The organism is Mangrovibacterium sp. (assembly GCF_059905295.1).
The window spans coordinates 21863-41306 of the sequence record NZ_JBZQJF010000129.1; the positions used below are offsets into that span (position 1 = coordinate 21863).

Below are 19444 nucleotides of genomic sequence, written 5' to 3' on the forward strand. Positions count from 1 at the left end.
TCGCATTAAAAAGTCCCTTTTTCACGAATCGCAATTTTCTAGAATCAGGGGGTCAGAGGACCCCCTTTTTCCTTTTTAGGTATCCCCGCTTCCTTCATTTATTCACCCTTCGCTTATAAATAGAAAATGGGAAGCAATTCCATGAATTACCTCCCATCTCGTTTATTTTAGTGTCTTTTAAAGCTTATTACATACGCTCCGGCACTGCAATTCCCATCAAGCCCATTCCTGACTTAATGATTTTAGCAACCGTGGTTGACAAGGTCAAACGGAACTTCCGGATATTTTCATCCTCTTCATTCAGGATTGAATGATCATGATAGAATTGGTTGTATTCTTTCACCAGGTTATAAACGTAGTTGGCAATAACTGCAGGGCTGTAAGAGTCGGCTGCTTCCTGAACAGTTGCCGGATACAGCGACATGCTCTTAATCAATTCTGTTTCTTTCTCAGAAATGGCCAAAGCCTTGTCAAAATTAACCGCTGCTTCAATTCCCTTCTCTTCGGCTTTTCGAATCACCGAACGAATACGCGCATAGGTGTATTGGATAAACGGCCCTGTATTTCCATTAAAATCGATCGACTCCTCCGGATTGAACATCATGTTCTTCTTCGGATCTACTTTCAGAATGAAATATTTCAAGGCTCCCAGCGCAATTGTCTTGTAGGTTTCCAAAGCTTCTTCTTCGGTATAACCGTCCAGTTTCCCTAACTCTTCCGAAGTTTTACGGGCAACATCAACCATTCCGGCCATCAAATCATCCGCATCGACCACTGTACCTTCACGCGACTTCATTTTACCGTGAGGCAATTCCACCATTCCGTAAGAGAAGTGGTGCAAATCTTTTCCCCAGCTGTAGCCCAGTTTATCCAGTAGAATAGATAACACTTTAAAGTGGTAATCCTGCTCGTTTCCTACGACGTAAACCATCTTATTGATTTCATAATCGTTGAAACGCAACTTAGCCGTACCAATGTCCTGAGTCATATAAACCGAAGTACCGTCACTGCGAAGCAGCAGTTTTTGGTCTAGTCCTTCGCCTGATAAATCAGCCCATACCGATTCATCTTCACGACGGGTAAAAATACCTTCATCCAAACCACGCAACACTTCATCTTTACCCACCAGGTAGGTATCCGACTCGTAATAAATTTTGTCGAAATCAACTCCCAGCTCTTTATATGTTACATCGAAACCATCGTATACCCAATGGTTCATCATCGTCCAAAGCTCAATGGTTGCCGGATCTTTAGCTTCCCATTTGCGCAGTAACTCGCGGGCAGCGACAATCGATGGAGCTGTTTGTTCTGCTTCATCTTTCGATACGCCTTTGGCTACCAGTTCTTCAATTTCCTGTTTGTAATGCTTATCAAACAACACATAGAAATCACCAACCAGGTGGTCTCCTTTGGTACCTGTGCTTTCAGGTGTTTTCCCTTCGCCCCATTGTTGCCAGGCATACATCGATTTACAGATGTGGATACCACGGTCGTTCACGATGTTGGTTTTTACCACACGTTTCCCGCTGGCTTTCAGCAACTCGCCCAGTGAAAAACCAAGCAGGTTGTTACGAATATGTCCTAAGTGAAGAGGTTTATTGGTGTTTGGCGACGAATATTCAACCATAAACAAAGGTGAATCTTCTTTAGCCGCTGTGAATCCGTATTTTGAATCGCCGAAGGCTTCAGCTAATTGGTTAAGCCAGTAAGTCGTTGAAATCGTTACGTTCAGGAATCCTTTGATCACTGAAAATGCCGCAACCTCATCAACCTGTTCTTGCAAATATTGTCCCAGTTCGTTCGCAGTTTGCTCCGGAGACTTTCTTGAAATTCTCAGAAAAGGGAAAACCACAACTGTCAAATCACCTTCAACATCTTTACGTGTATTCTCAACTTGTACTTTCGCAGCTTCAATTTCCTGCCCGTAAAGTTGATTAACAGCTTGTGCAATTTTCTCTTTAATTATTTGTTCGATAAGCATGTTTCTAATTTTTTTAGGGATGCGCAAAGATAATAACCTGAATTCGATTCTAAAATATTTTCACAGAAAGTCATCCAGCATCAGATGAGCATTTAAAATTAGGAAGGCATAACGGGTTATTTCGATGAATTCAAAATATCTGGATGGTTTCAGACAGACTTCTCTTTCGGGAAAACGATACGATTCCAGTTATAATGCAGAAGTAATATCGGAATTAAATCCGGTTATCCTTGTTACCCAAAGTTGCAAAAGATCAAATTTACGATGAAGCTTGATTGACTCGGTGCGCAGGCCGTCAAAACGCCCGGCCGAGGGTTCGTTTTGACAACCCCGAGAATTCGGGGTTTGTATCCTTTTCATCGACTGGAAAAGGATAGGCCCATCCGGCCTGAGGATAAAAAGTTAAAACAGATTTCGCCTGCTAAAAGTTATACAAACTCCTCACCCGACTGTAATCGGGACCGACTTGCTTTTATATTTCATGGAGGTTTTAGAAAGAAAAAGCCCCGCGAACAGCGAGGCTTCCCATATGCTTATTCAACTATTATTCTGCTACAAAAATTTCAAATTCAACCCGACGATTCAGGCGGCGGTTTTGCTCCGTGTTGTTAGGAGCTGCCGGATTGGCTTCTCCCAATCCGTTCGACGACACGATACGTGAACGGTCGAAGCCCATACTGGTCATGAAACGCATCACCGATTCGGCCCGTTTTTCCGAAAGCTTCTGGTTGTAATCGTCGCTGGCCAGGTCGTCGGTATACCCCCACAAACGAACCAGGTAAGCCGGGTTTTTCAACAACATTTCTACCAGGTTGGCAATCCGGTTTTTCGAAAATGAAGTCAGGTTACTGTCGTCCACAACAAAATAAACCGGTTTCACTTTGATGTCGAGCACCCGTGTGTTTCCGCTTTCAATAGCTTCAGCAGCTGTCATTTTCGACGGATCGGTTTCTTTCACATTCGTTTTATTCGTATCCGGCTCGGGGCAACCATGATTTTCTTTCGTTCCTTTTTGATCCGGACAAGCATCGTCGCGGTCCGGAATTCCATCCTTATCTTCATCCGGGCAACCATGGGTTGCTACTGAGCCCGGCTCAGTAGGACACTGATCCAGGTGATCAATTACACCATCACCATCAGTATCAATCGGGCAACCATGCTCATCAACAAAGATATCGCGTGGTGTATTCGGGCATTTATCCCGTTTATCAGGTACGCCGTCACCATCCGAGTCTTTCGAGCCTCCAAAGGTAATGGCAACACCAACAGTCACCTTCCACAGGTTGTCGCGGTACGGCAGTACAGTCCAGGTAACACTACCGCCACCCGGTTCGGTATAGCTTTCAGTATGTTCGCCAACCTTGGCTCCATTTATATAACCGGCTTCAGCATACAGAGCCACATTGTGTTTCACCGGGTACTTCACCCCCAAACCTAAATTGAAGTTGATTTTATTCTCTTTGTTATCGGAAATATAACCTGGTCCCCCCCAAACGTAAGGTTTCAACAGACTACTTTCCGGTAGAACCAATCCGTTATACAATTTATAGCGAATCCCCAGCGTGGTTAATGCCACATCGAGATTACTTTCGATCTTATTATTGGCCAATCCCAGGTTTTGACGGATAAAACCATCGAACGACGGACTAAAATAGCGGCTGATTGTTAGCTCCGGCATAAAGCCAATGCTACCTTCTCCCAAAGCGCCGTAAGCACCGCCTCCGACACCGATCCCCCATTTCTGATCTAAGGACTGTGCTGAAGCAGTAGCCACGAAGAAACTACATACCAAAAAAAGTAGAAATTGTCTTTTCATAGAGAGTTGTGGTTTTATTTCAGAAACTTATATTCTGCTAATTTATTTTATTTCCTGAATAATTAGTTCTACATCCTTAAAAACTGGACGAATAAATCCCATTTGCCTATAAACTTATGGATTGAATCTCTATTTTTGCTGAAAACACGGTCATTTTGTACACCATCATCGATATAGAAACCACCGGACAAAGCGCCAAAAACGGGAAAATAACCGAAATCGCCCTATACCGCCATAACGGTATTCAGGTGGTCGACTCGTTTCAAACACTGGTTAATCCGGAATGTAATATCCCTTATTTTATTACCCAACTAACCGGCATCGATAATGAAATGGTGTCGACAGCTCCGAAGTTTTACGAGATTGCCAAACGTGTTGTGGAGATGACGGCGGGAACTGTTTTTGTGGCTCACAATGTATCGTTCGACTACCGTTTTGTGCAGGAAGAATTTAAGCGGCTGGGCTACGATTATAACCGAAAAACCATGTGTACTGTGAAATTAAGCCGGAAATATTTGCCGGGCCATGCTTCCTACTCGCTGGGGAATATCTGTTCCGACCTCGATATTCGCATTGACGGACGTCACAGGGCTGCGGGCGATGCTTTTGCTACAGTGAAACTGTTCGAAATTATTTTGCAAAAGCACATCAACGGCTCTAACAATTCGGCCAACCAGCCACGACTGTTTTGATGGACGAGTCGGGAGTAGCGAGACACAAACAACAAGCAACCAGCAAAGCATAAAAAAAGCCATGCTAGGCACGGCTCTTCATTCAATATCGAATTGATTTATTCTTCTGTCTTTTCTTCAGTATCTGCCTCTTCCTCTTCTTCGATGTTCAGCAAATCGTTTTTCTGAAGCAGGTTATACCACTGAATTACTTTTTTCATATCCGAAGTATATACCCGATCCTGATCATACTCAGGCACCACTTCTCCAAAATAAGCTTTCAGGGCATTGCCATCCATTTTAGCAAGCGCTGCTTTATTTTCTTTTTCGGCAATAGCCTTCAAAACATCCTTCAAGGCCACTTCGCCGGTTTGGGTAAAAATGGCGATATCTTCCAACGAACTAATTTTTGACGTTGCATATGCCGGCTGACGCTTTCCTGTCAGTAACGACTCAACGATAATGCTATTCTTTGCTTCTGCAACCAATTTAAAAAGTCCTGGTTGACCTGAGATGGCTAATATTCCTTTTAACATGTTGTTTTCATTTTTAAATGATCGCCGCGAATATACTAACCTGAGTTCAATTATAAAATATTTTAACAGAAACTCTTGCTTGCACCAGGTTTGTATTTCAAATTCAGAAGTCATACCGGGCTATTTCAAAGAATTTAAAATCCCCCAAAGCGCAAAAACCATTTCACCCGTTTCTCTTTTAACTTTTGACTTTCTACTTTTTACTTTTTACTTCATCTGGCTACCCGCGCATCAGGCTAATTGCTTCTTTCAACACCTTTAGTTCCATCTCCAGCTCTTGTACCCGGGCTTGCAGCACTTCTTTCTCTGTATTTTCTTTTGCAGTGGTATAGTCCGGTTCGTTGTAAGGCAACTGTTCTGCCAAATCGCGGAAAAAATTGTACTGAAAAGCTTCGGAAAGCTCAGCCAGACGCTGAATCTGGATATCATTCCGCTTTAATAACTGCCAAACGCCCGAGTAAGTGAGCTTTGTTTCATGCGCCATTTTCTGAATACTCCAACCACTTGCTTTAAGTTGCCGGTTGATTACTTTAGTCCAATCTAATTGTTCCATATTGGTTCTTTTTTTGTACAAGTTACGGCTTTCGGCAGCTAAAAACGCCATACAATAAGCTCTTTTTTACAGCTCCGCTTAATTATTTTACAGCTTTACTTACATTTCTTTAAGCGTCGCTTAATTATATTATAGTTTCTCTTATTTATATTATAGCTCCTCTTAATTATCTTACAGTATCTCTTATTTATTTTCCAGATCTCCTTATTTTTCTTACACTTCCTCTTATATTTTTTACAGACTTACTTATCTTTCTTACAGATCTACTAAAATTTCTTTAAGCAAAGCTTATATTTTATTAAGCATAGCTTGAAATTCATTAAGCAAAACTTATAAATCATGAAAGCAAAACAGGAAAAATTGAATGACCGAGAAAAAGAAAAAGCGCTGCCACGAAGTTTGAAGCTTCACCGACAGCGCTTGTCTGATTTATATTTTCTGTGGCTTATTTACTAAAGTCGAGTTTATAGCTAATTCCGGCACTAATCCAGCGGCCAGGCTGAACCAGGTTACCCAGGTCGAAGTAGCGTTGATCGAAAAGGTTCGACACCGTGCAGTAAAGCTGCGTCGAAGGCGTTTTATAAAACACTTTCAGATCGGTTAACCAGAAAGGCTTGTAATTTTCCTCGCCAACATATTCCGTATCCACGTACTTGGCATAGCTGCCGTTGCGGTCCTGGAAGCGGAACTTCCAGCTGGCATGCAATTTCCCGACAATCGCATGATCGAGGCTGAACACCAGTTTGTGTTTCAGGTTATCGAGTACATAATTCGACAGGTAATTATCGGAGCCCTTGCTCAGCGAGTTGTAAGCGTAGTTCAAGCCCACATGTTTAATCGGGAACGATGCACCGGCAACTGCGGCCACATTAAAATTGGCAGTAAGCTCGGCCCCATCCGATTTGATCTCGGTGAGGTTTTCGGTTTTCCACAATTCGTCCTGTGTTTCGCGTACCCAGTCGATCATATCCTTACCAATTCGATGATAATAAGCCGCCTCAACGTTAATGGCGCGCGTGCGGTATTTCAAACCGGCTTCGTATGTGGTCGAGCGCTCCGGCTTCAAATCAGGATTTCCCTGGTTGGTCGGCCCCGAATAATACAAATCGGTAAAGGTGGGCATACGCAACGATTTGTTGAACGAAGCATAAGCCCTGAACTGATCGGTGAATTTATAGCTCAGGTCGATACCGGGGTACACGTTCCATTCATTATTCAAATCGGAAATCCAATTGGCCATAGCCCCCATGGAAGCCGTAAAACGATTCAGGTAGAAGGTGTGTTCAGCAAAATACGAGACAATGGTACGCGAATGTCCCTTTGTAAATTGCTGCCCCGGTTCGCCGGGCACATCTATTGGTGTATCCAGCGCTTCACCCAGCACATTACTCCAGATATTTTCGGAGCGGAATTCGGCACCAAAAGCCGTTTTTCCGAGCTTCGACTGAAACCAGCTGTTCAGGTTCAACCCAAACACATCGGTCATGTGGTAATTGTGGCCCGTATACCAGCTGGCCGGGTTGTCGCGGAAAAGCTCAAAACGATCATGGTGGCGACGCCAGTAAGCAGCCGGTGTAAAATGCAACTTCTCCCCTGTATTCATCTTCACAGAGGCAAAAGTTGTCTTGGTCGCTTCATACTGATTCGGATACTTCGGGGTGTAAAAACTATTGGCACCAAAACCTTTATCGGTGTAACCCGCCTGGAAATCCAAAGTTCCGGGTGCAGTTTTCAATCGTCCCTGGTAAAAAAAGTTATAGGTATCGAAATCGGTATTTTGAATATAACCGTTGGAGGCTATATTGCTGGCAGCAACAAAACTGGTAAGCTTACCGGTTTTTACATTGCCCGATGCATTTAAATCGCGCAGACCATGCTCGCCAAATGCTGCATCTACTTTGACAGACTCGTCATCGTCGGGTTCGGTTACAATATTAATAGCACCCGAAAAAGCATTGGGGCCATAAACACGCGCCGACGGTCCGTTTAAGATTTCAATACGTTTGACACTTTTTAAACTAACCGGTACGTCGAGGTTGTGGTGACCGGTTTGGGGATCGGAGATGTTGATCCCGTTGAGAAGAATAAGAGTTTGGTCGAAGGACCCGCCCCGGACCGACACATCAGCTTGTACTCCGTAAGTACCGCGCTGCCTGATGTCGACTCCAACAGCATACTCTAAAAGGTCTTGGATACTGGAGACGGGTGCCGCCTCAATTTCATCACGCTCAATCACGGAAACAATCCGTGCTGCCTGCGAATAGGTAACAGGCGCTCGCTGGGCACTAACCTCAATCTCATCGAGGTTGTAATCCGTATTCACCTTCAGTGTGTCGGTTTGGGCAACGGCTTCCTGCGGCAAGCTAACATACAAATACGCCACTGCCAGCGAGGCAATGTGTACTTGTTTGCGTAAAGCCTGAAACAAGGAATAACGTTTTCCTCCCCAACGTCTGAAATGAACTACTTCAGCCCGCTTTGGGTTGTTAATAAACTTTTTCATTGGTTACTTTTCTGTTACAGAAAGATGCAAAAGTAAATAATTGAACCTTTTTTAGAACATAAACAGCTCTTAAATGGTTGTATTATCGGACTTTTTACCTTAACTTGTTATAAAAAGAATTGTTGAACAACATCGAATTCTCTTTAAACAAACCCACAACCTCTCCGTAAGTACTTAAGTTATAGACTCGATCCGGAAACGGATCAATTTTATTTATCGCGAATAAATAAAATCGAATAATAAAAGACAGCAAAATCTTTTATTGAGCCAAAGTTGTTATTTATATTTGTTCTAAACAATAACGTTAAATCAGACGCCATGACACAAGTTCAATTTAACAACGCCTTACTCGGACTGCAAGACAAATTACTGTACTATGCACTGAGCCTAACCGCTGACCAGGAAAAAGCACAAGACCTGTTACAGGAAACTTTCCTGAAAGCATTGACCTATCGTGATAAATTCGCGCAAAACACCAATTTCAAGGCATGGATTTACACGATTATGAAGAACACCTTCATTAATAACTATCGCCGTAACGTGAAGGCTAAAAACACGTTTGATGGATCGAACAATGATTTCCATTTGAAATTTTCAAAGGACAAAATCTATCCGTCACCCGATTCATTCTTCAGCTCAAAAGAAATTTTGAGAAACATCAATGCACTGGAAGATGAATACAAAGTTCCGTTCACCATGTTTTTGGATGGTTACAAGTACAAAGAAATTGCCGAGTACCTGAATCTTCCGTTGGGAACCGTGAAAAGCCGTATTTTCTTCACTCGTAAGAAATTGGAAAAAGCTCTAAAAGATTACGCAAATTAGTTTAGACATAGTAGCATTTTAATCATCATGAAAAGATCCGGATCCCGGATCTTTTTTTTGTTTTAAGCCAGTCGTATCTTTGAGGGAACAAAACAAGAACACCATGAAAAAAGTGACGGTCCATTTAGCTGAAGGCTTTGAAGAAATCGAAGCCATAACCATCATCGATGTCTTACGCAGAGCAGGCATTGAGTTAACAACTGTAGCTATGAGCGGCAACAAACGGGTTTCCGGGGCACACCATGTACCGGTTGAAGCCGATAAACTATTCGAAGAAGTGGACTTCTCCCAAATTGATATGATTATCCTTCCAGGAGGAATGCCCGGTGCTAAAAATCTGGATGCCCACGAAGGATTGAAAAAACAAATCCTGGCCTTCCATAATCAAAAGAAACCCTTAGGAGCCATTTGCGCAGCGCCACTGGTTTTCGGTCATTTAAATATTCTGGAAAATAAATCGGCTGTTTGCTACCCGGGGTTCGAGAAAGAACTAACCGATGCCCGGGTTTTGTACGATCCCGTAATGACTGATGAGCATATCTTTACCGGTCGCGGGGTTGGTGCTGCCTTAAAATTTGCCTTAACAATTACAGCCAAACTGGTCAGTAAAGAAAAGGCCGACCACCTGGCCAAGGCCATGCTGGTAGAAGGCTGGAACTAGCTTTGTTCTTCGGCTAAGGGAACCGTGAAACAAAATGTTGTTCCCTTGCCTACTTCACTTTGCGCCCAAATTTCACCTTTATTAAGCTGAACGAATTCCTGACAAAGAATAAGTCCTAAACCGGAACCATCTTCGTTGTTCGTTCCTTTTTTCCGGATTTTCGAGTCGATGGAAAAGAGTTGATCCATCTCTTCTGCAGTCATCCCAATGCCGGTATCTTCGACACTACAGGCAACAAACTTCTCCAAAAACTGGAAGCGAAGTTTCACCGCCCCACCCTTGGGCGTAAACTTAATGGCGTTGCTAACCAAGTTGCGCAAAACGGTATCAATCATCATCGGCGTGGCATATACAAAAATATCACCCGGCACTTCGTAATTCAATTGAATGTTTTTCTGATCGGCAACAGCTTGCAAGAGGTTGCAAATTTTATCTTGCTGGGATGAGAGTTCGAATACAGTTGGTTCGTACTTCATCACTCCGGTCTGAATCCGGCTCCAATCCAACAAATTTTGAAGCAGGCGAAAAATATTGTTCGTGGAATTGTAAATGTCAACAGCAAAACGCTTTCGGTCTTTATCGTCAAACCGGTCGTAATCATGTTGCAGCAAAAATGAAAATCCCAGCACAGTATGAAGCGGATTTTTCAGATCGTGAGCAATAATGGAGAAGAACTTATTCTTCGAGGCATTCATCTGTACCAACTCATTCCGTTGCGCTTCAATCTGGATATTCTTTTCGGTTAACAGCTTATTGATCCGCTTCCGGTGATAATTACCAAAGGAGACATAAGTGATAACGACCAGCAAAATGAGAATTGCAAAAACACCCAGGTTACGAAACGCTTTGTCCTTTTCAATTTGAATCATCGCCAGTTTCTTCTCAGAATTCAGTTTTGAAATAAGCGCTTCACTTTTCGTAAACTCATATTTCTTTTCGATAGCAGCCGCCTGGTACGAACGTTCCTCTAAGCGCATGCTATCCAAATACGTTTTATAGCTTTTGTAGGCTTGTAGGGCTTGCTTAATATCTCCGCTTCTCTCATAAAGGCGCGACAGATCTTCATAGTACAGCTGAATAATATAGTAGCCATAGCCATGATCAACGGAGCTTTTCAGCCCTTCCTGAAAAATTTGTTTGGCCTTTTCGTAATTACCCAACTCGGTATACACACAGCCTAAGCCTTCCAAAACAAATACCTGGTTGCGAACATTACCTTCCCGCACATAAATATCGTAGGCCTTTTGATAATAAGCCAGTCCAACTTCCAGACTATCCTTCTCTTCCGTGTAGATATTTCCCAGGTTATTTATAGCTGCAGCCAAGCGACTAACATTATTAATTTGGCTGAACAGCTTAAGTGCCTTTCGATAGTATACTTTAGCCGAATCGATTTGTCCCTGATTGTAATAGCCCGTACCCAAACCATTATAGCTATTTCCCAATCGTGCTAAATCATCATTCGCCGAAGCCAGAACCGAGGCCTTATGATAATATTCGATGGCAGATTTATAATCTTCAAGACGGTTATAAACCATCCCCATATTAATGTAGATCCGGGTCAGGTTCTTCAGATCTTCCGTACTCTCGTAACTTTTAACGGCTTCAATCTGACTGGCCAAAGCTTCATCAAACTCTCCCAGGTAGTAATAGGCCAATCCAATTGTGTTGTAGATTTCCCCGACCATCTGCGTGCTATCGAGATCAGTATAACGATTAATCGCTTCTTTATAAACAGGAATAGCCTCCTCGTACTCCGCAGCAGCAAACAGACGTTCTGCCTCAACCCAGTAGGTCCTGGCTGTCAGGTCCGGCCGTTGTATTTTCCCGGCAATCTCAAATATCTCTTGGGGATAATTTTGGATAGAGGCGGTATCGTCGATATCAGTCAGCTGGATGATTTGCAACATTGTCTCAACTTTCTGTGCTCCGCTTTGATGCTTAAGCTCATTTTTCAGGCTATCAACTTCTGAAGCACCAAAAAGGTCGAAGGTCAGAAATAGCAGTGCTATGAGTAGTATTTTTTTCATCCAGAGAGCTTATACACAAAGATGTTAATTTTATCGAATTTTCTGAAGAAATCAGAACAAATATTGAGCTTTCAATTTTCTGATTGACAAACAAAAAGGCAGGTCGACACCTGCCCTTTCTAAGATTTATTATGCTATTTTCAATTCTTACAGCCTCTTCCACATCCTTGTCCTCTCCCCATTTTCGGCCCGCATCGTTCCATTGCTGCTCCAATAATCTCATCAAAAGACTCCTGATTTAAGAGCTGAGGCTTATAATCAACACCACTACTTTCCAGTACCCGATTGAACGCCCGAAGATGATTTCGGCTTCCCCGCAACAGGTTTGAATAAATCTGCTTAATGGTTTCATTTGTTGTTAGGCTCAACTGCTTCTCCAGATCCTGAATATCCAATTCTTCAACATAAGCACCACATTTAAGAGCCTCAACCAGGGAGGTTTTACCCGCGCTTAACAACTTATCGTAGACCTGCTGCAGATGATCATTCGTAAAAACACCAGCCTCTGCATTTGCCGGATCTTCAAGCCCTGCATCCTGCAACAATCCGAACATGGCTGCCATGTGATTTGTCTCAGCCGAGGAAATATTGCTGAAGATGCGCATTCCGTATAAGTCGAGATAGTTCACATATAAATCGTGAGCTAATTTCTCTTCTTCCCGCATCAGTAACATACCGGCATTTACTTCAGCCTTGTCATCCAGGCTACCCGTAATTGTCAACTCTCGGGAATCTAATTTTGTGTTGCACTGAATGTCTGCCTTTGATCCCTTAAGGAAGCTTTCTGCTTGACTTAAGCTTGGCCCCAATATGATCAAACAAATCAGGGAAGCTTTCAATATTTTTAGACCGGTTTTCATTGTGTCACATTCTGGCTACCAATTAAACATGAGCCACGCCCGGCTCCCTGACTTTGTCCACATCCTTGACCGCGACCTTTACCTTTTTTACCTTTCTTCCCGTTTTTTCCCATGTTAGCATCTGATTTGTTTCCATTTGATTTGCGGGCATCAATCCACGTCTGATATTCTTTTTGTTGATCGGCATCCAGCAGTCCGTTAATTTGTGTCTGATGTGCAGTTCGGGCTGTCAGCATTTTTTCGCGAATTTCTTTTTTTACCTCTAAATCACCCGTCGACTGACGTTCTGTTCTGTAATCGGCCATTTGTTTCTGATAGCTTGCTTCCAGCTCAGCAATCGAAGTTTTTTGTTTTTCCGTTAGATTCGAAATCCCGTTGATACATGAATTTCGCTTTTGGTTTTGAGCGTCGACTTGCAGTCCGGCCACGACCAAAAGAATAAGAATTAAAATTCCTGCTGTCGTTTTCATAACTTCTGATTTTAAATTAATAATAGAATTTTGTATTCGTTATCTCCTTCTTATCTGAAAGGTTTTATTCCTTTGACACAACCCGAAATAAAAACTTGCGCTCTTGCAGGAATTTTCCAGAAAAAATTTAATCAGTAGTGATATGAAAAAAAAGAGAATGGAGTTGACGGCTAAACCATCAACTCCATTCTCTTTTACTATTTCCTTCACCGAAATAGGCTACCTTGTCACTCTCGTTGCTTTCCGTTTCGATGTTGTTTCCCGGGTAGGTTCACTCGTTCATCAGCATTTAGCAACGACTGAAAAATGGCAGCCAACTTCTCCCTTTGCTCATCGGTACAGATCGATTTGAGTTCCAGGTAAAAATCGCAGGTTGTCATCTTTAATTGTTCATGATCGTCTCCTATCTGCCGGGCTATTTTTTCCAGTTTCGACCGACTCGCGGAGTCTGAAAATAATTCGAGTAGCATATCCTCTCTAAGTTCACTCATATCTTCCGTAAACCCCCGAGCCCTTCTGTTAAAGCCTCTGTTGGCCTCGCGAAAAGGGACAAGTTGTTCATCTGTCAAATTAAGCTGTTCTTTGAAAAAACGTGTTCTCCGCTCTCCCGGAACATTTGTTTCAACCCGATTACTTTTTATTTCAGGGCTACTGTGGTTGTGATAAAGAACCGTAATAACAGTTGCGAGGTTTGTTACCAACAAAATTACGACCAGCCAACTCAATATTTTTATATTTCGAAACATTACTTCAGGTTTAATAAGAATTCTTCAATTGGTTCTTCTGCTAAATCATCAAAGGGCATAAGCACGGCTTGTTCGGTAGCTGGTACATCCATCCGGCTGTGATCGCCAACCCAAATGCCAAAACGAATCCCCAAAGCCAGTAGAAAAACGACCAGAACAGGTTGCAATACTTTTTTAAAAATCAAAGGCCGTGTTCGACTTGCCTGAATCCGGTTTTGAACACCAGCAACAAAATAGGGACCTACTTCCTGCTCGTTGTTAATGTCCAACAGGGAAAGTGAACTTTTCAGCTCGTCTAAATATGCCCCACATTCAGGACAAGCTTCCAAATGCTTCTCGACCAACTGCATTTCAGCAAATGGCAATTGTCCTTCGATGTAGAAAATCAATTTTCCCCGAATTTGACGATGGTTCTTTGTTTTCATATTGTATTGACACATTTCCAATTAAAAACTTGCGTTCTCAAATACCCTTTTTATAGCACTCGTACAATTTTTTCTGCAACCCACGTTTTGCCCGGTGAATTAACGACTCCACAGAAGACAACGAAAGGCCCATCACATCGGCAACATCCTGGGAAGAAAGATCATCTATCTTACTTAATGTGAATGCTACCCGTTGCCGCTCAGGCAAACTGTTGATCGCCTTGTACAAATTGGTTCGTCTTTGCTCGTTTTCCACTTCTTGATCAGGCCGTGAGTTCCAGCTCTCATCCGTTACATCAACCTTCATTTCCCCGGAGATATTCACACCTATGGACTGAAAAAAACGCCGCCGTTTATTATCCCTTATGAAATTCAACGAACGATTGACCGCAATTCGATAAATCCAGGTTGACAATTTAGATTCCCCCCGAAACTTATTCAACGAATGAAACAATTCAACAAATATCTCCTGAGCCAGATCTTCTGCATCATTTCTCTCCCGGATAAACCCCAAACAAGTATGCAGCACCAAATTTTGGTATTTCTCCACCAAAAGCCGGAATGCGCGATCGTCGCCATTCGTAATATGCCGCACTAACTCCTGATCAGTCATTCTATTCTGAATTCATTTTGGGGTTTGACACGAATTTAGTCAAAAACTTGCACCATCATTCGTATTTTCAGTATCAACCTTATGTGCAAACGCCCTTACACAAAATAGGTAATGATGTTCCTCGTGATTAGATATGAAAAATAATAACGGCGTGCTCTCCCAAGTCGATTTTTCCATACTACTATCATAATTATTCAAGGAAGTCGATGAGAAAGGATCAATTTCAGCCCCCAATATGCTCCCCGAATATGAAAGCCAATGCTCACAATCTAACCTATTTACTGTCATTTGTCATGTTTTTAGAAATGTCCGATAACTTTTGTCTATTCATTTAGCATTTTTAACGAAATTACTACCTGATAAAACCAGAATTCCCTATTTTTATCCAAAATTTTGATTTCGAAACATGAAAGTAGTCATTCTAACCTCTTCAATTTTTTATTTGCTTGGTTTAAAAATGTCTCAAAACATTGAAACAAGTTCAAAAGCTCAACCTGATGCAAATGCAGTGCAGGTTAAACAGGAACAAACAATCGACGCAAAACAAACAATTGAACAACAACAGGACGAGAAAACTCTTTTTGTGAAACCTCAGGAATCAATTAAAGCAACGGAGCCTGACACCAATGTTACAAACCCCGTTATTCGCCAACGCACCAACCACTTAATGGAGAAAATGGACTAAGAATATTTACTCCGTTTCGAAAAAGGCTTCAATTCCCGGATAATGAAATTTCTCCCGGGCAATATTTTCCGGAAATACAAAATAACTGATATCTGCCTCGGTACACATTTTTCCATCAGCGTTAAATAACTGTGCTCTGATTTTAGCAATCCGTTTTTGCCTTTCTACCAATTTTGCCCGCAGAATTATCTTTCCGGTATTGGTAAAGACAGTTTCCCGATATTTTACATCCAATGAGGTGGTAACACCCGCAGTCTCACATTTCACATAAACCACCCAGCCGCCAATTTCATCGAGCATAGTAGCCTGAATACCTCCATGCAAAACATCCACCCAGCCAACAAAGTGAGCCTGAGGTTCCCATTCGGCATATAACTCTTCACCATCTTCCCAAAACTCCAACTTCAAACCAATCGGATTGAAAGGCGAACAACCAATACACTGATACTTTTCCGGATCGTCATTCCGGTGAACATTTAATATTTTTCGCATAACTCAACATCAAAAAAAAGCCGGTTGTTTTCGAACCGGCTTCTATCTGTTTTTTTAATTATTTCCCAAAATTAGTGGCAGACCATCTTTTGCACTGCCAACAACGACCACTTTAGCGTTCTGCGATTTTGCCAGTTCGAGCGTTGCTTCAATTCCACGTTGCTTCAAAATTTTGTCCGTCAAACTGGAGTTGATAATATCGTTGAACTTAGCAATACCTTCTGCTTCAATACGCTTACGCTCAGCTTCCGATTCTTCACGGGTAAGACGAAACTGGTAAGCTAAAGCCTCCTGCTCTGTTTTCAATTTATTTTCGATAGCAACCCGAATTTGATCAGGCAAATTAATGGAGCGAATCAGCAAAGCCCGCATGTCAATATTATTCTTCTCGAGAATAATCTTTGTTTCATCAATAATAGCCTGTTCAACCTCGCTACGCTTTGTTGAATAGATTTCTTCAGCAGAATAGCGCCCTGCAACCTGCCGCACCATCGAACGCACTTCCGGAACAATTAACTGATCAATATAACGGGTGCCAAATACTTCGTGCAAAGTACCAATTTTGTCGTAAATCGGGTTAAAACGTACCGACACATCCACATTGATTGACAAACCATTTTTATCGAGTACATCCATCGTTTCCTCGCGTTGTTGTTCTTTCACATCGTAAACAATTAAATCGTTCCAGGGAGCAACAACATGAAACCCCGGCAGAAAAATATGCTCTTTATCGAGCCCATCGTTAAAAGGACGGAAAATGATCCCTCGTTCTCCCGGCTGGATCGTAAAAAACATACTACTTCCGGAAAAAATCAGAACCAGAACAGCAACAACAATAATAATGATGTAAGATTTTTTGAGAATATTCATTTTAATAATTTCAATAATTAATAGCTTAGTTAAATTACTTGGTGAAGTAAAGATCATAAATTAAGAAAAACAAACGAATAATAATGCACGCATTTATGTTTTGTTGCTCGGATTATTTTTAGTTAGATTTGAACAACATCAAATAAACAGTCTTATGATTGGTTCCTCTGAGCTCATTATCAACCCGGATGGAAGTGTTTTCCATTTACACCTGAAGCCGGAACACCTTGCAGATAACATTATTCTGGTTGGTGACCCTGCCCGGGTTGAATTGATTACATCACTATTTTCAAATATTGAATGTAAAATTCACAATCGCGAATTCGTCACCATCACAGGCCAGTACAAATCGACACGTATTACAGTGCTTTCGACCGGAATTGGAACCGACAATATCGATATTGTGGTAAACGAATTGGATGCGTTGGCGAATATCGATTTTACAAAACGCGAGGTGAAAGCACAAAAGCGCAGCCTTAACATCATCCGCATTGGAACTTCAGGCGGATTACAACCCTATCTGGACGTCAACTCTTTCGTGGTTTCCGAAAAAGCAATCGGATTCGACGGATTACTGAATTTTTATGCCAACCGTGATTCCATATCTGATTTAGCGTTTGAAGCGCATTTTAAGGAACATTTAAACTGGAACGAGAAGCTTACTTCGCCTTATGTAGTCAGTTCTTCAGCCGATTTGTTCGCAAAATTCCAAACTAAAGATTTCACGCGAGGCGTTACCATATCGGCACCTGGCTTTTATGGTCCGCAAGGGCGTGTGTTGCGGTTACAGCTGGCCGACCCAGACATCAATTCTAAAATTGAGAGTTTCAACCACGAAGGCTATAAAATTACCAACTACGAAATGGAATGTTCTGCTATTTACGGGTTGTCGGCACTACTGGGACACCATGCATTAACTGTTTGCTTAATCATTGCCAACCGCTTAAGTAAGCAAGCAAACGGAGACTATCATTCGTCTATGAGAAAGCTTATCCAGCTGGTTTTGGATAAGTTAGTAGAATAAACTATATTGACCGCGGGAGGGAATATTATGGATACTGATAAACTTCAGGCACTTATAACACTATTAGACGACCCGGATCAGTCCGTATTCGAGATGGTAGAACGCGAGTTACTGAAAGAAAAGAATCTGGAAATAGAAGAATTGGAACACATTTGGGAAACCAGTCTGGATGAATTAATCCAGACCCGAATCGAAAACCTGATTCAACAAATCCAGTTTCGCGAAACCAGTACCAAAATTCAAAATTGGGCCAATCAAGAGGAGGTCGACTTGTTTGAAGGCTTTTTTCTAATCAGCCAATATCAGTACCCCGAGCTCAAACTGAAAACTATCCAAAGCCAGCTCAAAAAGATAAGCAGCGACGTTTGGCTTGAAATTAATAACCGATTGACATCCATTGAGAAGATTACAGTACTCAATCACATTTTGTACGATGTAAACAAATTTACGATCAACCTATCCAATCTTCAGTCGCCTCAAAACTGCTATCTAAACCAGCTGCTTGAAACTAAAAAGGGCAGCCCTATCTCGCTGGCAATACTTTACACACTGGTTGCCCGGGAATTAGGTTTTCCGGTTCAGCTTATCAACTTCCCCAAGAATCCACTTCTTGCCTATGTCGATAAAGAAACAGCCCGAAAAGCACATGGTGAAGACTACGATTCGCCCATTCTTTTTTATATCAATCCGGCTAACCGAGGAGCAATCATTGGTCGAAAGGAAATTGAGTTTTTCATGAAGAAAAATGAAAATGCAGATCCGAACCTTTTTGAAACTCCTTGCGAGGACAAAAAAATAATCAAACTGCTGCTCGAAAGCTTGATTAGCTCTTACGAATCGTTAGGCCATCAGGATAAAGTTAATGATCTCCATGCTATTGTGCAGTTACTTTAGTCTACCGGAACTGATCGTTTAAAGACAACATCGGGGTATTCTATATCTGTCAGAAATAAGCCCGAGGCTGGAACTGAAACACCGGCGGCTCCACGATCTTTCGTCTCAATAACTTGTCGAAATTCTTCGATGGTCATTTTTCCAAGTCCTACTTCAACTGATGTTCCAACAATTGCCCGCACCATATTTCGTAAAAAACGATCGGCTTTGATTACAAACTTCAACTGTTGTCCTGTTTGAATCCATTCAGCCTGAAAAATTTTACAGTTGTTTGTTTTCACATCCGTGTGCAACTTACTGAAGCTGGTAAAGTCTGTATAATCAAATAAAACTCTACAAGCTTCATTCATCCGCTCAACATCCATAGGCCGACTGTTGTACCAGGCTGTTTCCTGGACAAAAGGATTTTTTTGTTGCGTAATAAAGTAATGATAAGTGCGCGAAATAGCGCCAAAACGAGCATGAGCCTCGCCATCCACTTTGACAATGTTGAAAAGAACAATATCATTGCCCAAAAAACGATTCATTTTATAGACAAACTGAGTATCATCCAATTGACTCTTCTCCGAATCAAAATGTGCAACATAGTAGCTTGCATGTACTCCGGTATCGGTTCTCCCGGCACCGGTAACCGCGATTTCTTCGCGACAGATTGTACTTAATGCATGTTGCAGATCTTCCTGTATACTTTTAGATTTGGGTTGAATTTGCCAGCCATGATAGCGGGTTCCATTGTAGGCTAATTCAATAAAATATCGTTGTTTCAAAATCAATCTTTTTTAAAATAAA

20 protein-coding genes are annotated in these 19444 nt (G+C 41.9%); 6 read left to right on the forward strand and 14 right to left on the reverse strand.

Annotated elements, in window-relative coordinates; genetic code table 11:
• Nucleotides 1-187: 187 nt before the first annotated feature.
• Nucleotides 188-1981 carry an arginine--tRNA ligase gene (gene argS / locus AC37HE_RS06870; RefSeq protein WP_500782062.1) on the reverse strand — a complete coding sequence of 598 codons (1794 nt, stop codon included), beginning with the start codon at nt 1979-1981 and terminating at the stop codon, nt 188-190.
• A gap of 544 nt (nt 1982-2525) precedes the next feature.
• Nucleotides 2526-3797: an OmpA family protein gene (locus AC37HE_RS06875; RefSeq protein ID WP_500782063.1), complete on the reverse strand. Its 1272-nt coding sequence runs from the start codon at nt 3795-3797 to the stop codon at nt 2526-2528.
• A gap of 155 nt (nt 3798-3952) precedes the next feature.
• On the opposite strand from AC37HE_RS06875, the gene AC37HE_RS06880 reads away from it, so the two are divergent.
• Entirely contained in the window at nt 3953-4489 is a 537-nt protein-coding gene (locus AC37HE_RS06880; RefSeq protein WP_500782064.1) for a 3'-5' exonuclease, read from the forward strand.
• A gap of 98 nt (nt 4490-4587) precedes the next feature.
• Here AC37HE_RS06880 and AC37HE_RS06885 read toward each other — a convergent pair whose 3' ends face one another.
• From AC37HE_RS06885 to AC37HE_RS06895, 3 genes are all read right to left on the reverse strand, one after another.
• On the reverse strand, nt 4588-5004 hold the full coding sequence (locus AC37HE_RS06885; RefSeq protein ID WP_500782065.1) for a DUF5606 family protein: 417 nt from the start codon (nt 5002-5004) through the stop codon (nt 4588-4590).
• Between the two features lie 220 nt (nt 5005-5224).
• Entirely contained in the window at nt 5225-5557 is a 333-nt protein-coding gene (locus AC37HE_RS06890; RefSeq protein WP_500782066.1) for a DUF5320 domain-containing protein, read from the reverse strand.
• A gap of 445 nt (nt 5558-6002) precedes the next feature.
• Nucleotides 6003-8060: a TonB-dependent receptor plug domain-containing protein gene (locus tag AC37HE_RS06895; protein WP_500782067.1), complete on the reverse strand. Its 2058-nt coding sequence runs from the start codon at nt 8058-8060 to the stop codon at nt 6003-6005.
• A 318-nt stretch (nt 8061-8378) separates the two neighbouring features.
• Between AC37HE_RS06895 and AC37HE_RS06900 the strand changes: the two genes are divergently transcribed.
• Nucleotides 8379-8885, forward strand: a complete 507-nt coding sequence (locus tag AC37HE_RS06900; RefSeq protein WP_500782068.1) for an RNA polymerase sigma factor — start codon at nt 8379-8381, stop codon at nt 8883-8885.
• A gap of 103 nt (nt 8886-8988) precedes the next feature.
• Nucleotides 8989-9546 (forward strand): DJ-1 family glyoxalase III, encoded by a 558-nt coding sequence (locus AC37HE_RS06905; RefSeq protein WP_500782069.1) that lies wholly within the window; start codon nt 8989-8991, stop codon nt 9544-9546.
• On the opposite strand, the gene AC37HE_RS06910 is transcribed toward AC37HE_RS06905, so the two are convergent.
• From AC37HE_RS06910 to AC37HE_RS06935, 6 genes are all read right to left on the reverse strand, one after another.
• Entirely contained in the window at nt 9543-11576 is a 2034-nt protein-coding gene (locus AC37HE_RS06910; protein ID WP_500782070.1) for an ATP-binding protein, read from the reverse strand. The two genes, AC37HE_RS06905 and AC37HE_RS06910, sit on opposite strands and share 4 nt — an antisense overlap.
• A 140-nt stretch (nt 11577-11716) precedes the next feature.
• Entirely contained in the window at nt 11717-12298 is a 582-nt protein-coding gene (locus AC37HE_RS06915) for a DUF2202 domain-containing protein (protein WP_500782071.1), read from the reverse strand.
• Between the two features lie 134 nt (nt 12299-12432).
• Nucleotides 12433-12906: a hypothetical protein gene (locus AC37HE_RS06920; protein ID WP_500782072.1), complete on the reverse strand. Its 474-nt coding sequence runs from the start codon at nt 12904-12906 to the stop codon at nt 12433-12435.
• Nucleotides 12907-13133: 227 nt separating this feature from the next.
• Complete coding sequence (locus tag AC37HE_RS06925; RefSeq protein ID WP_500782073.1) at nt 13134-13652, reverse strand: Spy/CpxP family protein refolding chaperone; 519 nt, start codon at nt 13650-13652, stop codon at nt 13134-13136.
• Nucleotides 13652-14077, reverse strand: coding sequence for an anti-sigma factor family protein (locus AC37HE_RS06930; protein ID WP_500782074.1), 426 nt, complete (start codon nt 14075-14077; stop codon nt 13652-13654). The genes AC37HE_RS06925 and AC37HE_RS06930 overlap by 1 nt, the downstream gene beginning before the upstream one ends.
• Before the next feature lie 37 nt (nt 14078-14114).
• Complete coding sequence (locus AC37HE_RS06935; RefSeq protein ID WP_500782075.1) at nt 14115-14690, reverse strand: RNA polymerase sigma factor; 576 nt, start codon at nt 14688-14690, stop codon at nt 14115-14117.
• A gap of 406 nt (nt 14691-15096) precedes the next feature.
• Between AC37HE_RS06935 and AC37HE_RS06940 the strand changes: the two genes are divergently transcribed.
• Nucleotides 15097-15375 carry a hypothetical protein gene (locus AC37HE_RS06940; RefSeq protein WP_500782076.1) on the forward strand — a complete coding sequence of 93 codons (279 nt, stop codon included), beginning with the start codon at nt 15097-15099 and terminating at the stop codon, nt 15373-15375.
• 6 nt (nt 15376-15381) lie between these two features.
• On the opposite strand, the gene AC37HE_RS06945 is transcribed toward AC37HE_RS06940, so the two are convergent.
• The gene (locus AC37HE_RS06945; RefSeq protein ID WP_500782077.1) at nt 15382-15867 is read right to left on the reverse strand and encodes a PaaI family thioesterase; all 486 of its coding nucleotides are present in this window, start codon (nt 15865-15867) and stop codon (nt 15382-15384) included.
• A 54-nt stretch (nt 15868-15921) separates the two neighbouring features.
• Entirely contained in the window at nt 15922-16737 is an 816-nt protein-coding gene (locus AC37HE_RS06950; RefSeq protein WP_500782078.1) for a prohibitin family protein, read from the reverse strand.
• Between the two features lie 154 nt (nt 16738-16891).
• On the opposite strand from AC37HE_RS06950, the gene AC37HE_RS06955 reads away from it, so the two are divergent.
• On the forward strand, nt 16892-17761 hold the full coding sequence (locus AC37HE_RS06955; RefSeq protein WP_500782079.1) for a nucleoside phosphorylase: 870 nt from the start codon (nt 16892-16894) through the stop codon (nt 17759-17761).
• A gap of 27 nt (nt 17762-17788) precedes the next feature.
• Nucleotides 17789-18655, forward strand: a complete 867-nt coding sequence (locus AC37HE_RS06960; RefSeq protein ID WP_500782080.1) for a transglutaminase-like domain-containing protein — start codon at nt 17789-17791, stop codon at nt 18653-18655.
• On the opposite strand, the gene truA is transcribed toward AC37HE_RS06960, so the two are convergent.
• Nucleotides 18652-19422, reverse strand: coding sequence for a tRNA pseudouridine(38-40) synthase TruA (gene truA / locus AC37HE_RS06965; protein WP_500782081.1), 771 nt, complete (start codon nt 19420-19422; stop codon nt 18652-18654). The genes AC37HE_RS06960 and truA overlap by 4 nt on opposite strands.
• Between the last annotated feature and the right edge of the window lie 22 nt (nt 19423-19444).

What these genes read in the sequence shown, in the direction of transcription:
- argS (WP_500782062.1), bottom strand. Translation starts at nt 1,981, where the DNA reads ATGCTTATCGAACAAATAATTAAAGAGAAAATTGCACAAGCTGTTAAT.
- AC37HE_RS06875 (WP_500782063.1), bottom strand. Translation starts at nt 3,797, where the DNA reads ATGAAAAGACAATTTCTACTTTTTTTGGTATGTAGTTTCTTCGTGGCT.
- AC37HE_RS06885 (WP_500782065.1), bottom strand. Translation starts at nt 5,004, where the DNA reads ATGTTAAAAGGAATATTAGCCATCTCAGGTCAACCAGGACTTTTTAAA.
- AC37HE_RS06890 (WP_500782066.1), bottom strand. Translation starts at nt 5,557, where the DNA reads ATGGAACAATTAGATTGGACTAAAGTAATCAACCGGCAACTTAAAGCA.
- AC37HE_RS06895 (WP_500782067.1), bottom strand. Translation starts at nt 8,060, where the DNA reads ATGAAAAAGTTTATTAACAACCCAAAGCGGGCTGAAGTAGTTCATTTC.
- AC37HE_RS06900 (WP_500782068.1), top strand. Translation starts at nt 8,379, where the DNA reads ATGACACAAGTTCAATTTAACAACGCCTTACTCGGACTGCAAGACAAA.
- AC37HE_RS06905 (WP_500782069.1), top strand. Translation starts at nt 8,989, where the DNA reads ATGAAAAAAGTGACGGTCCATTTAGCTGAAGGCTTTGAAGAAATCGAA.
- AC37HE_RS06910 (WP_500782070.1), bottom strand. Translation starts at nt 11,576, where the DNA reads ATGAAAAAAATACTACTCATAGCACTGCTATTTCTGACCTTCGACCTT.
- AC37HE_RS06920 (WP_500782072.1), bottom strand. Translation starts at nt 12,906, where the DNA reads ATGAAAACGACAGCAGGAATTTTAATTCTTATTCTTTTGGTCGTGGCC.
- AC37HE_RS06925 (WP_500782073.1), bottom strand. Translation starts at nt 13,652, where the DNA reads ATGTTTCGAAATATAAAAATATTGAGTTGGCTGGTCGTAATTTTGTTG.
- AC37HE_RS06930 (WP_500782074.1), bottom strand. Translation starts at nt 14,077, where the DNA reads ATGAAAACAAAGAACCATCGTCAAATTCGGGGAAAATTGATTTTCTAC.
- AC37HE_RS06935 (WP_500782075.1), bottom strand. Translation starts at nt 14,690, where the DNA reads ATGACTGATCAGGAGTTAGTGCGGCATATTACGAATGGCGACGATCGC.
- AC37HE_RS06940 (WP_500782076.1), top strand. Translation starts at nt 15,097, where the DNA reads ATGAAAGTAGTCATTCTAACCTCTTCAATTTTTTATTTGCTTGGTTTA.
- AC37HE_RS06945 (WP_500782077.1), bottom strand. Translation starts at nt 15,867, where the DNA reads ATGCGAAAAATATTAAATGTTCACCGGAATGACGATCCGGAAAAGTAT.
- AC37HE_RS06950 (WP_500782078.1), bottom strand. Translation starts at nt 16,737, where the DNA reads ATGAATATTCTCAAAAAATCTTACATCATTATTATTGTTGTTGCTGTT.
- AC37HE_RS06955 (WP_500782079.1), top strand. Translation starts at nt 16,892, where the DNA reads ATGATTGGTTCCTCTGAGCTCATTATCAACCCGGATGGAAGTGTTTTC.
- AC37HE_RS06960 (WP_500782080.1), top strand. Translation starts at nt 17,789, where the DNA reads ATGGATACTGATAAACTTCAGGCACTTATAACACTATTAGACGACCCG.